The 17,478-nt window shown below is 51.4% G+C and carries 12 protein-coding genes; 8 read left to right on the top strand and 4 right to left on the bottom strand.

Features of this window, described 5'->3' with window-relative positions; all coding sequences use genetic code 11:
• Positions 1 to 156: 156 nt before the first annotated feature.
• The 4 genes from Q0X25_RS03800 to Q0X25_RS03815 all read right to left on the bottom strand — a co-directional run bounded on the left by Q0X25_RS03800 (position 157) and on the right by Q0X25_RS03815 (position 8,276).
• Positions 157 to 1,050, bottom strand: coding sequence for a YitT family protein (locus Q0X25_RS03800; protein WP_298579124.1), 894 nt, complete (start codon positions 1,048 to 1,050; stop codon positions 157 to 159).
• Entirely contained in the window at positions 1,047 to 2,156 is a 1,110-nt protein-coding gene (gene prfB / locus Q0X25_RS03805) for a peptide chain release factor 2 (RefSeq protein ID WP_298579125.1), read from the bottom strand. Before prfB ends, Q0X25_RS03800 begins: the two co-directional genes overlap by 4 nt.
• A 96-nt stretch (positions 2,157 to 2,252) precedes the next feature.
• Positions 2,253 to 5,042 (bottom strand): preprotein translocase subunit SecA, encoded by a 2,790-nt coding sequence (gene secA, locus Q0X25_RS03810; protein ID WP_298579126.1) that lies wholly within the window; start codon positions 5,040 to 5,042, stop codon positions 2,253 to 2,255.
• Between the two features lie 174 nt (positions 5,043 to 5,216).
• On the bottom strand, positions 5,217 to 8,276 hold the full coding sequence (locus tag Q0X25_RS03815) for a BTAD domain-containing putative transcriptional regulator (RefSeq protein ID WP_298579127.1): 3,060 nt from the start codon (positions 8,274 to 8,276) through the stop codon (positions 5,217 to 5,219).
• 302 nt (positions 8,277 to 8,578) lie between these two features.
• Between Q0X25_RS03815 and Q0X25_RS03820 the strand changes: the two genes are divergently transcribed.
• The 8 genes from Q0X25_RS03820 (at position 8,579) to Q0X25_RS03855 (ending at position 17,423) form a co-directional block, all read left to right on the top strand.
• On the top strand, positions 8,579 to 11,314 hold the full coding sequence (locus Q0X25_RS03820; RefSeq protein ID WP_298579128.1) for a PRD domain-containing protein: 2,736 nt from the start codon (positions 8,579 to 8,581) through the stop codon (positions 11,312 to 11,314).
• A 257-nt stretch (positions 11,315 to 11,571) separates the two neighbouring features.
• Positions 11,572 to 12,060, top strand: a complete 489-nt coding sequence (locus Q0X25_RS03825; RefSeq protein WP_298579129.1) for a PTS sugar transporter subunit IIB — start codon at positions 11,572 to 11,574, stop codon at positions 12,058 to 12,060.
• 15 nt (positions 12,061 to 12,075) lie between these two features.
• Entirely contained in the window at positions 12,076 to 12,861 is a 786-nt protein-coding gene (locus tag Q0X25_RS03830) for a PTS sugar transporter subunit IIC (RefSeq protein WP_298579130.1), read from the top strand.
• The gene (locus tag Q0X25_RS03835; RefSeq protein WP_298579132.1) at positions 12,854 to 13,735 is read left to right on the top strand and encodes a PTS system mannose/fructose/sorbose family transporter subunit IID; all 882 of its coding nucleotides are present in this window, start codon (positions 12,854 to 12,856) and stop codon (positions 13,733 to 13,735) included. The genes Q0X25_RS03830 and Q0X25_RS03835 overlap by 8 nt, the downstream gene beginning before the upstream one ends.
• 213 nt (positions 13,736 to 13,948) lie before the next feature.
• Positions 13,949 to 14,350, top strand: a complete 402-nt coding sequence (locus tag Q0X25_RS03840) for a PTS sugar transporter subunit IIA (protein ID WP_298579134.1) — start codon at positions 13,949 to 13,951, stop codon at positions 14,348 to 14,350.
• 62 nt (positions 14,351 to 14,412) lie between these two features.
• On the top strand, positions 14,413 to 15,279 hold the full coding sequence (locus Q0X25_RS03845; protein ID WP_298579136.1) for a Nif3-like dinuclear metal center hexameric protein: 867 nt from the start codon (positions 14,413 to 14,415) through the stop codon (positions 15,277 to 15,279).
• Between the two features lie 66 nt (positions 15,280 to 15,345).
• A complete protein-coding gene (locus tag Q0X25_RS03850) occupies positions 15,346 to 16,578 on the top strand; it encodes a neutral/alkaline non-lysosomal ceramidase N-terminal domain-containing protein (RefSeq protein ID WP_298579139.1) in 1,233 nt (410 codons plus the stop codon).
• Complete coding sequence (locus Q0X25_RS03855) at positions 16,575 to 17,423, top strand: HAD family hydrolase (RefSeq protein ID WP_298579141.1); 849 nt, start codon at positions 16,575 to 16,577, stop codon at positions 17,421 to 17,423. Before Q0X25_RS03850 ends, Q0X25_RS03855 begins: the two co-directional genes overlap by 4 nt.
• The last annotated feature ends 55 nt before the right edge of the window (positions 17,424 to 17,478 follow it).

The following is a 17,478-nucleotide window of genomic DNA, read 5'->3' on the forward strand; positions in this document are numbered from 1 at the left end:
ATCGCAGGTCACCTGGCTCATTTATCGCAGGTCACCTGGCTCATTTATCGCAGGTCACCTGGCTCATTTATCGCAGGTAATTTAGTCCGTTTATTGTACGCCACCTGACTCGTTTATCGCAGGTTATTAGGTCCGCAATTTCTGCAAAAGGGAGACTTAATTCCCTATGCGGCCAAATCCCTGCCCAAATGCTTCATGCACTTCGGAGATGATAATAATCGCATCTGGATCAATGCGCGCCACAATATCTTTAAGACGCATGGTCTCACTTCGACCAAGAACGCACAAAAGTACCGGACGACTCGCACCACTCCATACACCACGCGCTTGCAACTCAGTGCAACCACGACCAAGATTGTACATAATTTCATTGGCAATACGATCGTGGTATTCAGAGATAACATACGCTGCCCGCTCAGTACGCGGGCCATCGACTACCATGTCCATCAGCTGACCCGAAATGTACAGCGCAATCGTTGCATACAACGCATTGCTGAGCGAAAAAACGGGGATTGATGCCAAAATAATGGCGCCATCAACTACGATGGCAACAGTGCCCACCGGCGAACCGGTACGTTTGGCAATCATCTGCACAATAATATCTGTGCCTCCGGTATTTCCTCCTGAAAGAAAAACAATGCCAATGCCGGCACCTACAAGCACGCCACCCCACAGTGAAGCAAGTAACAAATCGTCTGGCGCAAGGTTGGGCAAAATAGGCGCCAGGGCGTCCGTAAGAATACCTGAGATTAAAATACCTGCAATCGAGCGAGCTACATAGCTGCGGTCACGCGTGCGAAGTTCCACATAGATGAGAAGCACCACATTCATGGCAATGGTTTGAATACCGACGGGCAAGTGAATGCCATAGTCCTTGGCGATCGCATAAAAAATAGTTGCCAAACCCGTAAGTCCACCTGCGGCAAGACCATTAGGTACTTCAAAACAGTCAACACCGATGGCATATACCAGCGATCCCACAAAGATATAGGCCGCATCCTGTAGCAGCTTTGCTACAGGCACAGGAGTCCGTGTTATTACTCTACTCATGAGGTTTCGCCTCCCCCAACCGCCCATCTGTGGTAGCCCACAACAAAGCGATCCAAATCCCCATCTTCCAATACTGCATCGACGTTGCCTGTCTCCACTCCCGTGCGTGGGTCTTTTACCAGCTGGAAGGGGTATAAGACATAATTGCGAATCTGATTTCCAAAAGAAATGTCGCGCTTGGGACCACGCAACTCATCAAGTTCGGCTGCGCGTTTGGCCTGTTCAAGCTCATAGAGACGACTACGAAGAATGCTCATCGCCGTTGCCTTATTTTGAATCTGACTGCGTTCGTTTTGGCAGGTAACTACCGTTCCAGTGGGGAGGTGAGTAATGCGTACGGCTGAGTCGGTCGTATTGACTCCCTGACCACCAGGACCTGAAGAATGATACACATCAATGCGAAGATCGTTGGGGTCAATTTCAAACTCAATATCCTCAGGCAAAACAGGCAGCACCTCAACACCTGCAAAGGTAGTTTGGCGGCGCTTCTTTGCATCAGTGGGAGAGATACGCACCAGACGGTGCACCCCATGCTCCGCACGTAGCATCCCGTAAGCATTGTGTCCACTTACGGTAAAGGTCGCGTGATCGATACCTATCACTTCAGCAGAAGGGGCGTCGTTGACCGTAATTTTCCAACCTCTGCGTTCGCCATAGCGCAGATACATATGCAACAGCATCTGACACCAGTCTTGCGCCTCAAGGCCACCTTGACCAGGGGTGATAGAGACGATAGCGTCACCATGATCCCTCTCATCACTAAACCAACTAGCAAGTTCTAGCTCATCGAGCTGGTGGGCAAGGTCTACTGCAAGCTGCTCGGCCTCGGCCAGAGTTTCTTCATCCTCCAGCTCACTACCCAATTCAAGCGCTGCTTCAGCATCGTCAAATTGATCTCGGGCTTCTTGCAAAGCAGAAACATCTGACTTTGCCTGCGTCAGACGCTCCATAATCTGACGAGCAGTGTCTGCATCATCCCAAAAACTGGGAACTGCACTCTGCTCTTCAAGCTCAGCAATGAGCTTGCGCCTTTCATCTATATGCAGATAGCCCTCAATATCATCTAGACGCTTTTTGAGTTTTTTTAACATGGCTGCATCTATCATTTTGCCCCTCTCCCCAACTTTCACAGCGCTAAACAAGCCGAGCTTGGCGTCAGAGTCAACGCCACGCCCGGCTTGCAACAACGTCATCGAACTGTGTCAGCGGTTCTTGCCGTGGCAATTCTTAAATTTTTTACCCGAGCCGCAGGGACAGGGCTCGTTGCGACCAACGCCTGCATAGGGATCATCGCTTTTACGATAGGGAGCAGGCTTTGCATCTGCATGCGGATTTGGCGAAGAGTGACGAGCATGGCGCATTGTTGAGCTGCCATTGTCTCCGTCTACCTCAGAAGGACCAGAGAAGTGTGCGCCGCGCAAGGTCTCGGGTTCTTCAGCCGCAGGCTGTGCGGCGGGCTGGGTGGGAGCCTGGCGAATCTGTAGACGCAGGATAGTACGAAGGAAGTCCTCGTACATCGTATTCACCAGATCGGTAAAGGCAGCGTAGGCTTCGCTTTTGTATTCCACCAAAGGATCACGCTGACCATAACCACGCAAACCAATGCCAGTCCTCAGATAATCCATGTCCTGTAAGTAGCCCATCCAGCGAGTATCAATTACGCGCAGCATAACTTGCATAGAGAGCGCTTTGAGCACCTCGTCTCCCAAGGTATCCGCTTTGCGCTGGTAGCAATCACTCACAAAAGCACAGACTTTTTCCTCAAGCTCATCAATGTCAAACTCACCGTCAGTGACAGGCGTATCCTCACGGCCAGTTAATTGTTCAATCCAAGAGCGAAGACTATCGAGATCCCAGCTTTCGGGCTCTACATCAGCAGGACAAAGCTCTGCTACCACCCTATTGACAGTGCTCTCAGTAACTTCATTGACATGAGCTACCAAGTCCTTGCCATCTAAGATCTTGTTGCGCTCCTCGTAGATGACTTGGCGCTGCTTGTTCATAACGTCATCGTAGTCAAGGACGTTCTTGCGCATTGCGTAATTGACTTCCTCAACCTTACGCTGGGCACCCTCAACCGCCTTGGATACCATACGGTGCTGAATGGGTGTGCTGGGAGGTAAGTCTGCCTTGGTCATCAAAGCAGAAATCTGATCCATGCGGTTGCCCCCAAAGAGGCGCATGAGATCATCTTCAAGCGAGAGATAAAACTGTGTCTCACCGGGATCACCCTGACGGCCAGAACGGCCACGGAGCTGGTTGTCAATACGACGGCTCTCGTGACGCTCGGTACCGATAACACAAAGGCCGCCTGCGGCAAGTACATGCTCGCGTTCAATCTCGCAAATCTTCTTTGCTTCTGCAGTAGCCGCAGCAAGCTGCTCGGCGCTCACTTCTTCAGGATCAATGCCCTGCTCACGCAGAGATTCCTTAGCCATCTCTTCGGAGTTGCCGCCAAGCAAAATGTCTGTACCACGACCTGCCATGTTAGTAGCAATGGTGACAGCGCCTTCGCGACCAGCTTGGGCAACAATCTGTGCCTCGCGCTCGTGGAATTTTGCGTTAAGAACCTCATGACGAATGCCACGTTTACTCAACGTGCGAGACAAGCGCTCGGAACTCTCGATGGAAACCGTACCCACCAGACAAGGCTGACCATAAGCATGGCGCTGCTCAACCTCATCGGCCACCGCATCAAACTTTGCATCAACGGTCTGATAAATCAGATCATCGTGATCTTTACGAATGACGGGTTTGTTGGGTGGAATAGCCTGAACAGGCAGCTTGTAAATCTCTCGAAACTCAGTATCTTCTGTGACAGCTGTACCCGTCATACCCGAGAGCTTCTCGTACAGACGGAAATAATTCTGCAGGGTGATGGTCGCGATGGTTTGGTTTTCCTCGCGGACAGCTACGCCTTCCTTGGCCTCAACTGCTTGGTGTAAGCCTTCAGACCAACGACGCCCTTCCATGATACGGCCCGTGAATTCGTCAACAATCTTGACCTCACCATCCATCACGACATAGTCCTTGTCGCGATGGAACATGTACTGCGCCTTAAGTGCCTGCTGCAAATGATTGACCAACTGGCCAGACATATCAGCATAAATATCATCGATACCCAGTGCACGCTCAACCTTTTTGAGACCACGATCGGTCACGGTAATGGTGCGCTTTGCTTCATCCATGACATAGTCGCCCGTAGGCTCGGGTTTTTCACCTGTCAGCGGATCAGCTGGTGTTTCTTCACCACGAATCAAGCCGCGAACAGCGCGCGCAAAATCCTTATAGGTATTGGCTGACTTGGTGCCTGCGCCCGAGATAATAAGAGGGGTACGTGCCTCATCAATGAGAATGGAGTCAACCTCGTCGACAATGGCATAGTGGTGGCCACGTTGGGCTCGCTGATCAGCACGCATCACCATATTGTCACGCAGGTAGTCAAAGCCAAACTCAGAGTTGGTACCATACGTGACGTCAGCGTTATAAGCAGGCTTCTTGAGCGCGGGCAACATACCATTTTGTAACAGACCCACGTTCATACCTAGATAGCGATACACGCGACCCATCCATTCGGAGTCTCGCTTTGCTAGATAGTCGTTAACGGTAACGATGTGGACACCATCGCCCGCAAGTGCATTAAGGTAGCCTGCCAGTGTAGAGACAAGCGTCTTGCCCTCACCTGTCTTCATTTCGGCAATCATGCCCCGATGCAGGGCAATGCCACCGATGATTTGCACATCAAAGTGACGCATGCCCAATGAGCGTTTTGACGCCTCACGCACAACCGCAAAGGCATCAGGAAGCAGATCATCGAGACTCTCGCCCTGCTCAATACGCTCCTTAAAGAGCGCTGTTTGGGACATGAGTTCAGAGTCGTCCATGGTTTGATATGTTGACTCGCGGTCATTCACGAGTGCAGCGATTTTCTCAAGCTCGCGAAGCTGCTTATTGGCTCCGCGGCTGAGGAGACTAGAGAAGAAGTTTGGCATACGCGCCTTTCGTAAGCCCGAGACCCTAGGGTCATCCAATTTCTCAAACGAGCACTAAGGTATCGCGTCTTGGACGCCTATGCGAGCCACAACGCGCGTTCCCATCAAATAAGCGTTTACATCACGCAATTTCTTCGTTCTTTTGACGCTAATTTGGCTATTTTGTGTTTCAAATCATGCGCCTATGACATCTTCATGAGCAATATGGCTATGAGAAGACTGCTTGGGCTCTGGTATGAGATCGGCAACAAGTCGCCTGAGTTCGCGAGAAGGCGGTAACCCTTTTGAGCCAACAACCCTGCTGCAGAAACGCAGATAGGCATCGCGCGCATCTCCTGAGCGACCCGCTGCCACAAGAGCTTCAATAAGCACCGTAACAGCATCTTCGCGGTTACACTGCGCCGAGACAGCACTACGCGCAAACTGTATGGCAAGTTGCAATTTCCCCTGGAGAAGTGCTGTGCGAGAACCAGTAACCATTGTGGCAACAAACATCGAACGAAGATTTTCTGCTCGCAAGCTAATCCACGGCTCAGGGTTTAAGGTCGTCACATCCATATCACCTAGATAGAGTTCACGGGCCTCGCAGGCTGCATTGATTACCTCATCCGCAATCCCATCATTGACCGCACAACTATGAACTGCTTCTACAAAACGATCGATATCACAAACAACTACCTCAGGATTAAGTGCTACGGTGCCGTCCGCCTTATTTGTCAAAAAAGGTTCAAAGCCACGATAGCGTGATTCCATTGCCTTACGTGCACCAGATATAGCCTCGTAAAGCCTTTGCATACCCAGCTCTAGAGTTGCGTCAGGCCAAATTTGATTTGCCAGTTCTACGCGACGCATACGATGATTTTCTTTTGCCGCAAGTAGAGCAAGCAACACTTTTGACTGACGCCGATTAAACTTTCTCATCTCAATAGGATGACCATCAACGCTCACAGAAAGCCCGCCCAATAGATTGATAACAACGTGGTAGTGCGGCTGCTCGACCGTGTGCAAGCCTTGCGATACGTGGGAATTATCTGCCTCGGCAGGAGAGCTGCCATGGCGTGCGTCTGTAACAGAAGTTGTTGTTAGAGTAGAAGCTGAGTGTGGCAGCAGCGCTGCAATCCAGTGTCTTGGCATCTTGAGTCTACAAAGTTGGGAGATCTCTGCACAATCGTTGATAAGCCAACTGACAAGCCACAACGCATCGTTTTGTAATTTGCCCCAACTGAGCACCTGCAACTCAATCCTGTGTGTCTTTTTATGCTGTGGACGAACAGACTCAATGTGAAAACTACCGTCCGCTATAACGTCAGCACCAAATGAGAGTAATAGTCGTGCGAGATCTTGAGGAATGCTTTTCTCATTTTTCTTTTCTGCCATGCGGCGCAACGGTCCCGCATCTCCTGCAAGTGCAGCAATAACAGCCTCAACCAGTTGCGCACAGCTGTCTATATAAGCAAACTCACATTGCCCTGCCAGATTAACCGCGCGTTGCGCTCTTACATGTGCACTCGACAGATTGCCACTTCTCAACTCACTGAGTGCCAAAGCGAGAGAAAACACTGCGCGCAACATGCGGTCGCCCATACTTTCCGCTCGTGCTGCCGCGCGCTCTAAGAGACCTGAGCTACAAGAGCCACCAGCAATCGTTACCAGCTCACTTACTGCAAGTTGATAGTCCATCAAGCGTTGGGATCTGCTATGAGCTAGTGTTTGTTCCACCTTGACAAGCAGCGCGCTGAGCTCGTCTCCTACGGGCTCGCCGCCAAACGCAGTCGCAAGTACCAAATCATTGATGAGCAACATCTCAGCAAGACTCTTGCAATGTGGCCGCGGTGACTCTTCGGTAAAGCGCGCAAGAACCCGATGAAACTGCCCTTCAAAAAGAAGCTGTCTCAGCTCTAGATGCAACAACAACTCTGGATATGCTTTTGCTGCTTTTTCATGTATGCCTACAAGCTTATCTCCCATAGCAAGGCTACGGCCCTGCGCAAGCATACGTAACAGCAGCGCTGAATTGCCACGAAACTGTAGTTTTGCTCCCTTTGTTTTTTGTTGGTCTACTACTGCGGCAAAGGCCTGACGAGCTACCGTCTGCTTTTGCTCAATCAAAGCATAGGCAGCAGCGCTCTCCAGGTAGCCCACTTCTTCTTTCATAAAAAGTTGTCGGGCAGCTGCAAGACAGTCTTTGATAACACCCAGTGCTCCTGCTGCACACAGTTCAACTCCCCAAGGCATCAGCAGCTTACTCCTGTTATCTGTTGTGGGAAGCAGAGCGCCACAAATTCCCGCACGCACAAAGTTGTGACTTCGACACAACACACTAAAGGCCTGCTCAACAATATCAGCATAAAATCCTGCATACTGTCGCAGACTCGGAAAGCAAAGCCGAAAAAGCGAAATATCGTCAATTCCCGCGCAACAATAGCTGCCCGTATACACATTGACTTGAAAGAAAGGAGCTTCCGCCTGCATCCATGCAAGGGTTTCGTCGTCGGCAGTTGGAAGTACTTGACGCAGTTGCTCAAAATTACCTGAACCAAGCAGCATCATCGCATAGCGAATTCTCAGCTCTGATAGAGGTATGCCATTGCGCAAGGACATCATGACGATGCGCTGAAGCGATTCGAGATAGCGTGGGGCATACGAATCTACTCCATGCGTAAGAGCGCGTGCAAGCAATGGAATGCCATTGGTCATACTCCAAGCTCGTCGCGCCAAATCACTAGCTTGTAGTGGCATGCGGTAAAGCAGTTCACGTCCAGCAAGCACATACGCCTCAGGAAGCTCTTCGCAGAGCTGCTCTGCTTCTGGACAAAGTGTTATCAGTATGGTGACACCCTCTACCGCAGCAGCTCGTATAAGCTCTGCAGCCTCATCAATTGTTTCTTCATCAAGGGCGGGAAAATCATCAAAAAGTACGCAGACCAGCTGATCTTTCTGCTTGCGAGCCGCAGCTCTGGCCTTGCAGAGCGTACTCTCAAGCCTCTTTGCAAGTTCATGAGGATTGGCTTTGAGAAAGGCGAGTAATGGCTGAGGAGCATCTGAAGATCGACTCTGAAGCAGACGCTTTGCAAGCAGAGTTTTCATAAGTCCTGGCTCGCCCACTACGAGCACAATATCGCTTCGGCACAGCTCTGGTGGAGCTATGGGAGGTAAGAGCGGGCTGCCCTTATCAGCAGACTCAACAACGTCCTCAGCCACAACAAGACTCGAGCTAGTGCCGTGTGCATCCATAGGATTCTCCTTCTTCCAAACGATCAGATTCGGGAGTTTGATTTTTCCTGAAGAGGTTGCTTGCCAAATTCTTGCACTACATAAGAGGTTGCTTTCACTGCATGAGCTGCAAAAGGTCAAGGGATATCCACAACCCTGCCAAGCTTGCATCAGTCTGTTGCCAAATGTGCGCCAAGCGTATACCAAGCACTGCAATAAGCCCGGTTTCAACACTTATGGTGATAATTGGGCATCAATGTGTCGAAACAACTTAATTCTTAGCTACAATCGTACCCAAAAACGTAAACGCCAAGGGGGCTAGAGTGGCTTGCTACGATACCAAGGCTGAGGTTCTTGAGAGACTTGAAAAAATGACGCGCGAACTCAGGGTATCCAACCTTGCTTGTTTTACGACGGCAAAGATTGCCTTCGAGTGTCATGTAAGTCGTAGTCTTGCGAGCCAGTATCTCAACGAATTCGTGCGACAAGGCCTTGCCATTAAGATTAACGCGCGCCCAGTCATTTATCTGCATCGCCATGCAGCGGAGCGTTATTTTCAAATGAAGCTCGATAATGACGAATACTCCTCCCAGCAGGAGTTGCTTGCCTGTGTAAGCCTAGAAGAGCTCAAGGACTTTGACAAGGCCATAGGCTTTGAGTTGAGTTATGGCACGTGCATAGACCATCTTAAAAGCGCGATTAGATATCCACCACACGGCATCCCGGTGCTTCTGGTAGGCGAGCATGGCACAGGTAAAAGGTTAATGAGTGAACTCGCCTTCGAATACGGAAAAAACGTTGGGGTGCTGCCTAAATGCGCGCGCTATGTCTCGGTTGATTGCAGGAGCTTTGAGGCAACGGACGCAAACGTCGAAGCGGCAATCTATGGAGAGGATGGCAAGGGTGGGGTTGCTGCCGAGGCGGCCGGCGGCATGGTATATCTGAGTGGTTTTGATCATCTTTCTCGGACGACGAGAGAGACGGTACTCCAGCGAATTGGTGCGAGCAGCAACGATGAAGACAGTGACGCAAGTCCAGCGCGCTTTATTCTAAGCACCGCGCGTTCCGAAGATAGCAACATGGTCAAAGAGACCGCACGCTTTGTCCCTATCGTGATACAACTTCCGCGCCTTGTTGATCGCAGTATAGAGGAGCGCACTTCCCTCGTCCTGCACTACCTCAGAGTTGAGGGACGAAGAGTAGGTGCTGACGTCTCAGTAAGCCGTGGCGCATTACGCGCGCTTGTCGAAACTGATTTTCGAGACAATATCGATGGCCTCAAATCATGCATTACCAACTGCTGTGCAGGTGCCTACCTTAACCGTAACAACGAAATGCTCACCATTCAGACATACAACCTGCCCTCAAACATTTTGAAATCCACCGAGTCTGAGCCTGATGATAATCAGCTCATCAGTGGCTCAAAAGCCGTCAATGACCCTTCAATGCGCGTCATCGGCCTGTTCCAAAAGATCATCAATCCGATTGACGCTCTCGAGACGGGTAAGGTGAGCTTTGTCGAGTTCTTTTCCAACGCTTCGACGGCCGTGCAGTCCTATAACGACTACATGAACTTTGAAAGTAGGAGCTCAAATCCGCGCATCGGCTCTTACGAGCGACTCTTGAGCCCAGTAATAGAGCAGACCAACCGTACCTATGGCATTGAGCTCACCCGGAAGCTCTCGCGCTCCATTGCCCAGTCGCTTTTCACCCAACTTTGGGGTGGCGTAAATCTTACAAAGTGGCGCCAGAAGAACGGCGATGCGATTGCTCGGACCTTGAGGGTCCTGACGAAGAACCTTCCAGAAACTGCAACCGTTGCCGACCAGATCGTTGCCAAAACCAAGATTGCCCTTGGTATGGATCTCGACGCACTTGCTCGTATGATTCTGCTCATCGAGGTCGGTTACTCACTACGTGCCACGGGCGGGCCGCAGGACTACCTTGGCGTCATCGTGTGTCATGGGTACTCGACGGCGACAAGCATTGCTGATGCGTGTAACCGCATCTTGCATGCCCATGTGTTCGAAGCTATCGACATGGCTTACGATCAAGACCTAACCGACGTCGTTGGCCAGCTCTCCTGCCTACTCGAACGACATGCGAACTGCAAAGCGATTGCAGTCCTCGTTGACATGGGGTCACTGGAGAGCGTGAATGATGCCATTAGCGGCCTAACCACCTGCGATATCAATATCGTCAACAACGTCTCCACAGCCCTTGCGCTTGAGGTCGGTAGTGCCCTGCTTTCGGGTGAAAATTTGGAAGAAATACTGACACGCTCAGCTGAATACTGCGCCCCTCGCTATAGCGTCGTTAAGGGTGCAAAAGTTGCCGAAGCAGTACTCTTTTGCTCTGAACTGGGTATTGAGGCAGCTGGCAAGATTCGTCAGATTGTGCAGAACAGTCTTCCCGGTAAAACAGCTACGCAATTGATAACTTGCGATTATGCAGATTTAGCACAAAGGGGGGAAGCGTCGTCGGTATTTGATGATTATCGCGTGCGCGCTATTGTGAGCACCATGAACCCAGGCATCTCCTCCGTGCCCTTTGTGGGGCTTGAAGATATTCTTTACCAAGGCAGTTCTGACGCCCTCGATCGGGCACTTTTCCCGCTGGTCGATCCTGGGAGCGTGGCCGAGTTTCACTCCAATCTTCTACGTAACCTCACACTTCGAAACGTGATTGAATCCCTTACCATCCTCAATCCTGAGATGCTCTACATCGAAGCAGATCGGGCGGTTAAACGTTTGTCAGAGCTTTCAGGCAAACCCATTGACGCTCGTCGCCGCATTGGTGTCTATGTCCATCTTTGCGGTTTGATCGAGCGCCTGATGACAAAGAACTTCGTTGATACGGCACCTGATGTCGAGCACTTCGAGGTAGAACATGCCAACTTTGTTGACTGGTTCCGTGAGGCGTTCTCTGACATGACCTGTCGCTATCACGTTGAGATACCCATTTCGGAAATTTCCTATGTACACCATATGCTTCATACGCAAGTTGCCTCTACAAGCAACCGTACGACTATCGCAGGCATGGTTCTTGAGGATGAGTAGCCTAGTAAGTCTGGCAACCAGCTTGCTTCGACACTGGCTATACCACAATAATGGGTAAGTGTTGAAAGCCGAACATCCCTGTTCACAGGCGCCCTGCAGTTGTTGCAACTGCAGGGCGCCTGTCGAAATGTGCGCCTGCCACCGTTTTATCAGCCTACGAACCTTACTGTAGCTCTAGCAGAATACGGGGAAGCGAGATACCCCGAAGGCTGTGGCTACACTTACGTCGCAGAACGGAGAAAGGAGAGGCTAGATATATGAGTATTGTTGCAGGGCGCATTGACTATCGTCTGTTGCACGGCATTGTCCAGGGTTTTTGGTGCCCCACCTATGCCACACAGCGCACGATGATTATTGATGACGCTACAGCCAACGATGAAGTGCGAAAGGGGGCCATGAAGCTGTCTAAACCCTCTGGTCAGGCGCTCTCGATCATTACCGAAGAGACGGCACTTGCCAACTTTAAGGCAGGCAAGTACGACAATCACACGGTATTCACCATCGCTCGCAGCCCACAGATTTTTCTTGACCTCATCGAGGCGGGACAGCGGATTCCCTTGCTTACACTGGGTCTGACGGAGTTTCCGCCCGAGGGTACACCAGGAGTGCAGGCAGGTCGCCGCGCATTCATCCTTGAGAAGGATATTCCCATCTACAAAAAAATTGCTGCCACAGGTACACAGATTGATGTGCGGTATATGACCACCGATAAGCCCGTGCCTATTTCCGCGTACATTGCGCTGTAAAGAGAGGTGACAAACATGGAAGTCAATGCGCTCCAATTTGTCTTGCTTGTCCTGCTCGCGGGGTTCCGAGCAGTTGATATGTATGCTACGCAGGCGATCCCCTTTATGCACGCTTTGGTCTGCTGGCTTGTCGGCATTATTCTTGGCGACCCCAACACAGGACTTGTCGTTGGAGGCACCATCCAGCTCATGTCCATGGGTGCTGCAGGACTAGGCGGGTCATCTGCCCCTGACTATGGCATGGCCGGCATCGTTGCAACGGTAACCGCCTGTATTACTGGCAGTGGTGATATGTCCGTTGGTCTTGCCATCGGCGTCGTCGTCGCCATGCTCTATGTTCAGCTTGACGTTATTTTCAAGATCTACAATTCCTGGGTTTTCAAGGTGATTCGTGGCTATGCGGTTAAGCGTGACTACAAAAAGATGCTCGCGTCCTGCTTCTTATCCCACCTATGGCTGTTCCTTCAGGGCGCCCTCCCCATGATTATCGTCCTTGCGTTTGGCAAGCAGGCAGTCGAAGCCATCAACGCTTTTATGCCCGCCTGGTTTACTGGCGGACTCTCTGTTGCTGCCGGCATCTTACCTGTTACCGGCTTTGCCATCCTGCTGACCTTCATGCCGGTCAAGAAGTTCTACGCCTTCTTGATTGCTGGCTATGTGCTTGCGGCCTACTTTGGTCAGCCCGTTCTGCCCATCTCCCTTCTTGGCACTGTGGTCGCCATTGAGTATTTCCGTCTTAAGTCTGAGGCCCCAATAGCTATCGCTGCTGGTGAGAATGGAGGCGAGCTCGAAGATGAGTAATTTCTTTAAGCCCAAGGATTTCAAGGATTTCCACGAGGCCCCCGAACCTCAGCCGCTGACAGATGGTACCTATGAACCGGTTCTGAGCGACGAGGACCTTAAAATCTGCTCTCGCCGCATGTGTCTTATGGATACCGTTTCATATTCCTATGCCACGCAGAACGCTCCTTGCGCAATGTTTGCCTCGTACTACGCGCTGCGCAAGATATACGGAAACGATGAGGACGCCTTCAACACGGCAATTCTCAACCAGCTTGACTGTGTGTTCAACGCTACGCCACCCGTCTCGGGTCTGCTGCTTGGTGCAGGCCTCGCGATAGAAGACAAGGGCCACCTTAATGGGCTGTCTGCTGAAAACGATCTGAAGATAGGTCTCATGGGACCCATCTCCGGCATCGGCGACGTATTAATCTGGATTCTGCCCATGACCATTTTAGGATCCATCGCCGGCTATATGGCCCAGCAGGGCAGCCCTGTCGGCATCCTGCTCTGGCTGGCCTTTTGGATTGTCCTTTATTTCTGGCGCTGCCAAAACTACGTCCAGGGCTACAAGGCTGGTGCCTCTGTTGTCACCAAGATGGGCGACAAACTTAACATTCTCACCGACGCCGCCTCTATTCTTGGTCTGACCGTGGTCGGTTCGCTTATTTTTTCTGCTGTCAAGATTTCCACGCCGCTAGTCTTTCAATATGGTGAGATTACGCTGGGAATCCAGGAAGGCGTGTTGGACCAGATTTTTCCCAACCTTCTTGCCGTGCTCCTCGCCCTGTTGGTGTACAAACTAATTAAGAAGGGTATCAAGCTCAATTGGATTATCCTTGGCATTCTTGTTGTCAGCTGTGCCTGCGCTGGATTGGGGATTCTTGCCGCTTAGTTGCTTGCGATTGGGCTCCGTTTCTTTCCTTGTCGAGCGGTTCCGTTCCTTGGAGTCGCTCGACAAGAGGGGCAGATACCCTCCTGTGGAGCCGAACGCTGAGAATCGTCTGATTGCAGCTGTCGTATTCGCAGTAAGCAAAACGGGTACGGCAACTGTCATGAGATAATTCGGTAAAAGGACGTGCCCAACGTCAATTCAAGGAGATAGTCAATGAGACATGTGGTTCTCGCCTCACATCATAGGTTTGCCCAGGGTCTGACAGACACGCTCACATTTTTAGGGGCAAAATGCGACTTTCACGTCATCTGTGCCTATGTGGACGACCAGCTACTTGAACCTCAGGTCGAGGCTGTGTTCAACGAGTTTGATCCCAAAGATGAGGTGCTGGTGCTTACAGACATTTTGGGGGGAAGTGTCAACCAAAACTTCATGCCTCATATAGGCCCAAATGTATTTGTGGTTGCTGGTGTGAACGTGCCACTTGCCATGGAGCTCTGCCTAACTCCGGAACCGCTTACCACAGAAAACATTGAGGGGGCAATTACCACGGCGACGCAGTCCATCAGGCTCATCAACACCCTGACTGTCGAGGACGACGAAGACGACGAGTAACTTTCATCCAGGGGCTTCCTCAGTGTGCCGGCAGCCCCAACGCCTGCGAAGAGGAGATGGCTATGCTCATCAGCGAGGCAATTCAGCGCATTAAAGACTACTGTACGGGAATTGACGCCTTTACTGGCAAGCCTATCGACGAAACAACCACACGAGATAAAGTGCTCTATGGCAATGCAAACCAAAAACTTGCTGGTATCGTGACCTGCATTTGGCCCACAGTCAATGTCATACGACGCGCGCGCGAACTTGGTGCCAACCTCATCATCAGCCACGAAGCCCTTTTTTGGAATCATGGAGATCATCAAGACGTAGTGAGCAGCACCCAGGCCTTCAAGGCAAAAAAGAAGCTGTTGGATGCTTGGGGTGGTGCCGTGTGGCGCTGCCATGACTACATCCATTCGCGCGTTCCCATCGACGATGGTGCTCTCGCTGATGGCATCTTCTTTGGTTTAGCCTGGAAGCTTGGGTGGCTTGACTATCGCACGGGTGATGATAAAGGCTTTTGTTTAAGCTATGAGATTCCTGCCATCGATGCGACCGATCTTGCCCACGAGCTGGTCATGAAGCTTGGCCTCAACGGAACGCGCATAACGGGCGACCCACATGCATGTGTCAAAAGTGTGCGCGTACCCATGCATGTGATGGGTGAGGCAAGAAGTGACACGCATGAAATCAATGAGACTGACGCTAGCGACAACGATTGCCTGATAACCATGGAGTTTGTTGATTTTACTACCTGTGAGTACATCCGTGATGCCGGCATGCTCGGGCAGAACAAGTGCGCAATCACCATCGGACATTTCAACCTTGAGGAGCCTGGTATGGAGTACATGATCAAATGGCTACCTCAGGCACTGGGCACAGATAGGGTGCCACTCTCCTTTGTCCGCATGCAAGACACCTATCGTTACGTCGTTGCCAGATAATGCTTTGCGATAATCGAACAAAGTCCAGACGGAGGATCTGTCTGGGCTTTTTTACGGGGGTATATCATGAAAGCCGCAAGTATCTCTGTTGACATCACACCCAAGGGCACGTTTTGGATGGAGGGATATATCCACCCCATCCGCAAGCAACCCGCAACTGGTGTGCATGACATCCCGCTCGCAACACTACTCCTGCTCGAAATCGAGGGAGTACGAGAACTCTTTGTCTCGATAGATGTATGCATGCTCAAGGCTCAGCTGACAACTCGCATGCGTACGGGTCTTTCAGACTTGCTCGGCGTCGCCCAAGACCACATCGTCATCAATGCAATCCACTCGCATTCGTGCCCAAGTGGCTTTGAAGGTATGTCCCCTATGGGGATCCCCATTACGCCGGGCTATATCGATATGGTCACAGGGCTTGTGGTGCAGGCAGCAACGAAACTCACGGAAAAGCTTGTTGAGGCAGAGCCGCAACTGCTGATTCGACAAGTACACGGATGGTACTCCAACCGAAACGATGCAAGCGCGCCCTTTGATGACGAGGCTCTGATCTTGCGCTTCGTAGATGCTGACGGAGTGGCTGCCGGTGCGATGCTCAACTTCAACTGCCATGCGACGGTGGTCGGGCCTACCAATCGTCTACTCACGACTGACGTCCAGGGTGGCGTCCGAAATGAGCTTGCCGAATGGATTGGCTGCGTTCCTTATATCTTTACGGGAGCATCGGGCGATCTTGGTAATCGCCAGTTCCGCCGAGGCAGTGACTTTGCCGAGCTTAGACGCGTAAGCAATGGTATAGCTGGCGAGATAATGAAGGGCGTCTTCATCCCTATTGAGCTGTCGGCCCCCGTTGTGCATTCCTTCTCACATCATGTGACCTACAACAATGAGCAGTTTTATCCTCAATACCAGAAGCAGCTCGATGCAGTACATCGCGTGCTTGTTAACAATCCCACCTTAGATGAGAAGAAACTTGCGGATACCGAGAAAGAAATGCTCGAGCAGCAGCTCGCTCGTCACGAAGTGGACTTCACGGTCCAAATGATCACAATTGACTTTGGGAAGTTGGTGTTCGTGACTTTTCCAGGCGAGCTAGCAAGCGAGCTGGGTGCCTGTGTCAAGGAGCCCTTTACGAAAGCGGGCAAACACCCGGCAGTTATCGGATATGCCAATGACTACCAGGGCTATTTCATTGCCGCACACACCTATGGCACAGCGAGCTACGAAAGCTACGTCACTAAGATGCCCAAGGGATGGACCGAAGAGATGCTGGCAGCATATCGGGAACAGCTGTGAGCGCGTGGAACAATAACACCCTTACTTCACGTTTTCGTTCGCACGACGGTCCTGTTGTAGCTTTTTTTGATGTGGATGGCACGCTCGTATATCGCGACCCCGTCGACGGCCCCGGGGACTATCCAAGTGAGCGCGTTTGTAAGTCCGTGCGAGCATTTACTGAGCAAGGGGGCGTCCCTGTGCTCTCAACAGGACGCTCTCGCATGGGTGTTACACATCTGCTTGAAGGACTTCCTTTTAGGGGTCATGTCTCAATGGATGGCGCGCATGCCGTGCTCGATGATACGGTGATCATCGACCAATGCTTCCCCCGTAATTTGCTTCAAAGGATTGTCGCTGAGGTGCTGCGCATAGACATGCCCGTGCTATTCGAGGGAACACAGTTGTGCGTCGAGCTTAATGCCTGCGGTGAAAGTCTGTTCAACTGCGGCCCAGTGGCAAAGAATGCCCATGAGCTATGCGCGACAGGCTTAGGGTTACGCTTTGGAAAAATTGACTTTATCGACGACGCACTTGAGGCATATCACAGCAGTGAGTTGCTTCAGTGTGAGCTGACCTATTACGACGTTGGAGATGGATACCACGAGCTCGTCATGCCAGGCGTTTCAAAGGGTTCTGGAGCCGCTGCGCTCCTTAACTACCTAAAAGTTCGGATGGGCGTTATGCCCTCGAGGGTACTCGCTTTCGGAGATTCCGAAAACGATCTTTCGCTCTTTGAAGTGGCTGACGTCGCCATTGCCATGGGGCAGGCGACTTCGCATGTCCGCAATGCTGCCGATTACGTAACTGGCAGCTGCGCCAATGATGGTGTGGCTACTGCGCTCGAACATCTCGGACTGATCTAGTAAATGCCAATAAACTGTTCTGTCGCCATACAATGCTTGCCAGTGGACTCAACAG

Origin of the sequence: uncultured Olegusella sp. (genome assembly GCF_947253395.1) — a bacterium.
GTDB lineage: Bacteria > Actinomycetota > Coriobacteriia > Coriobacteriales > Atopobiaceae > Olegusella.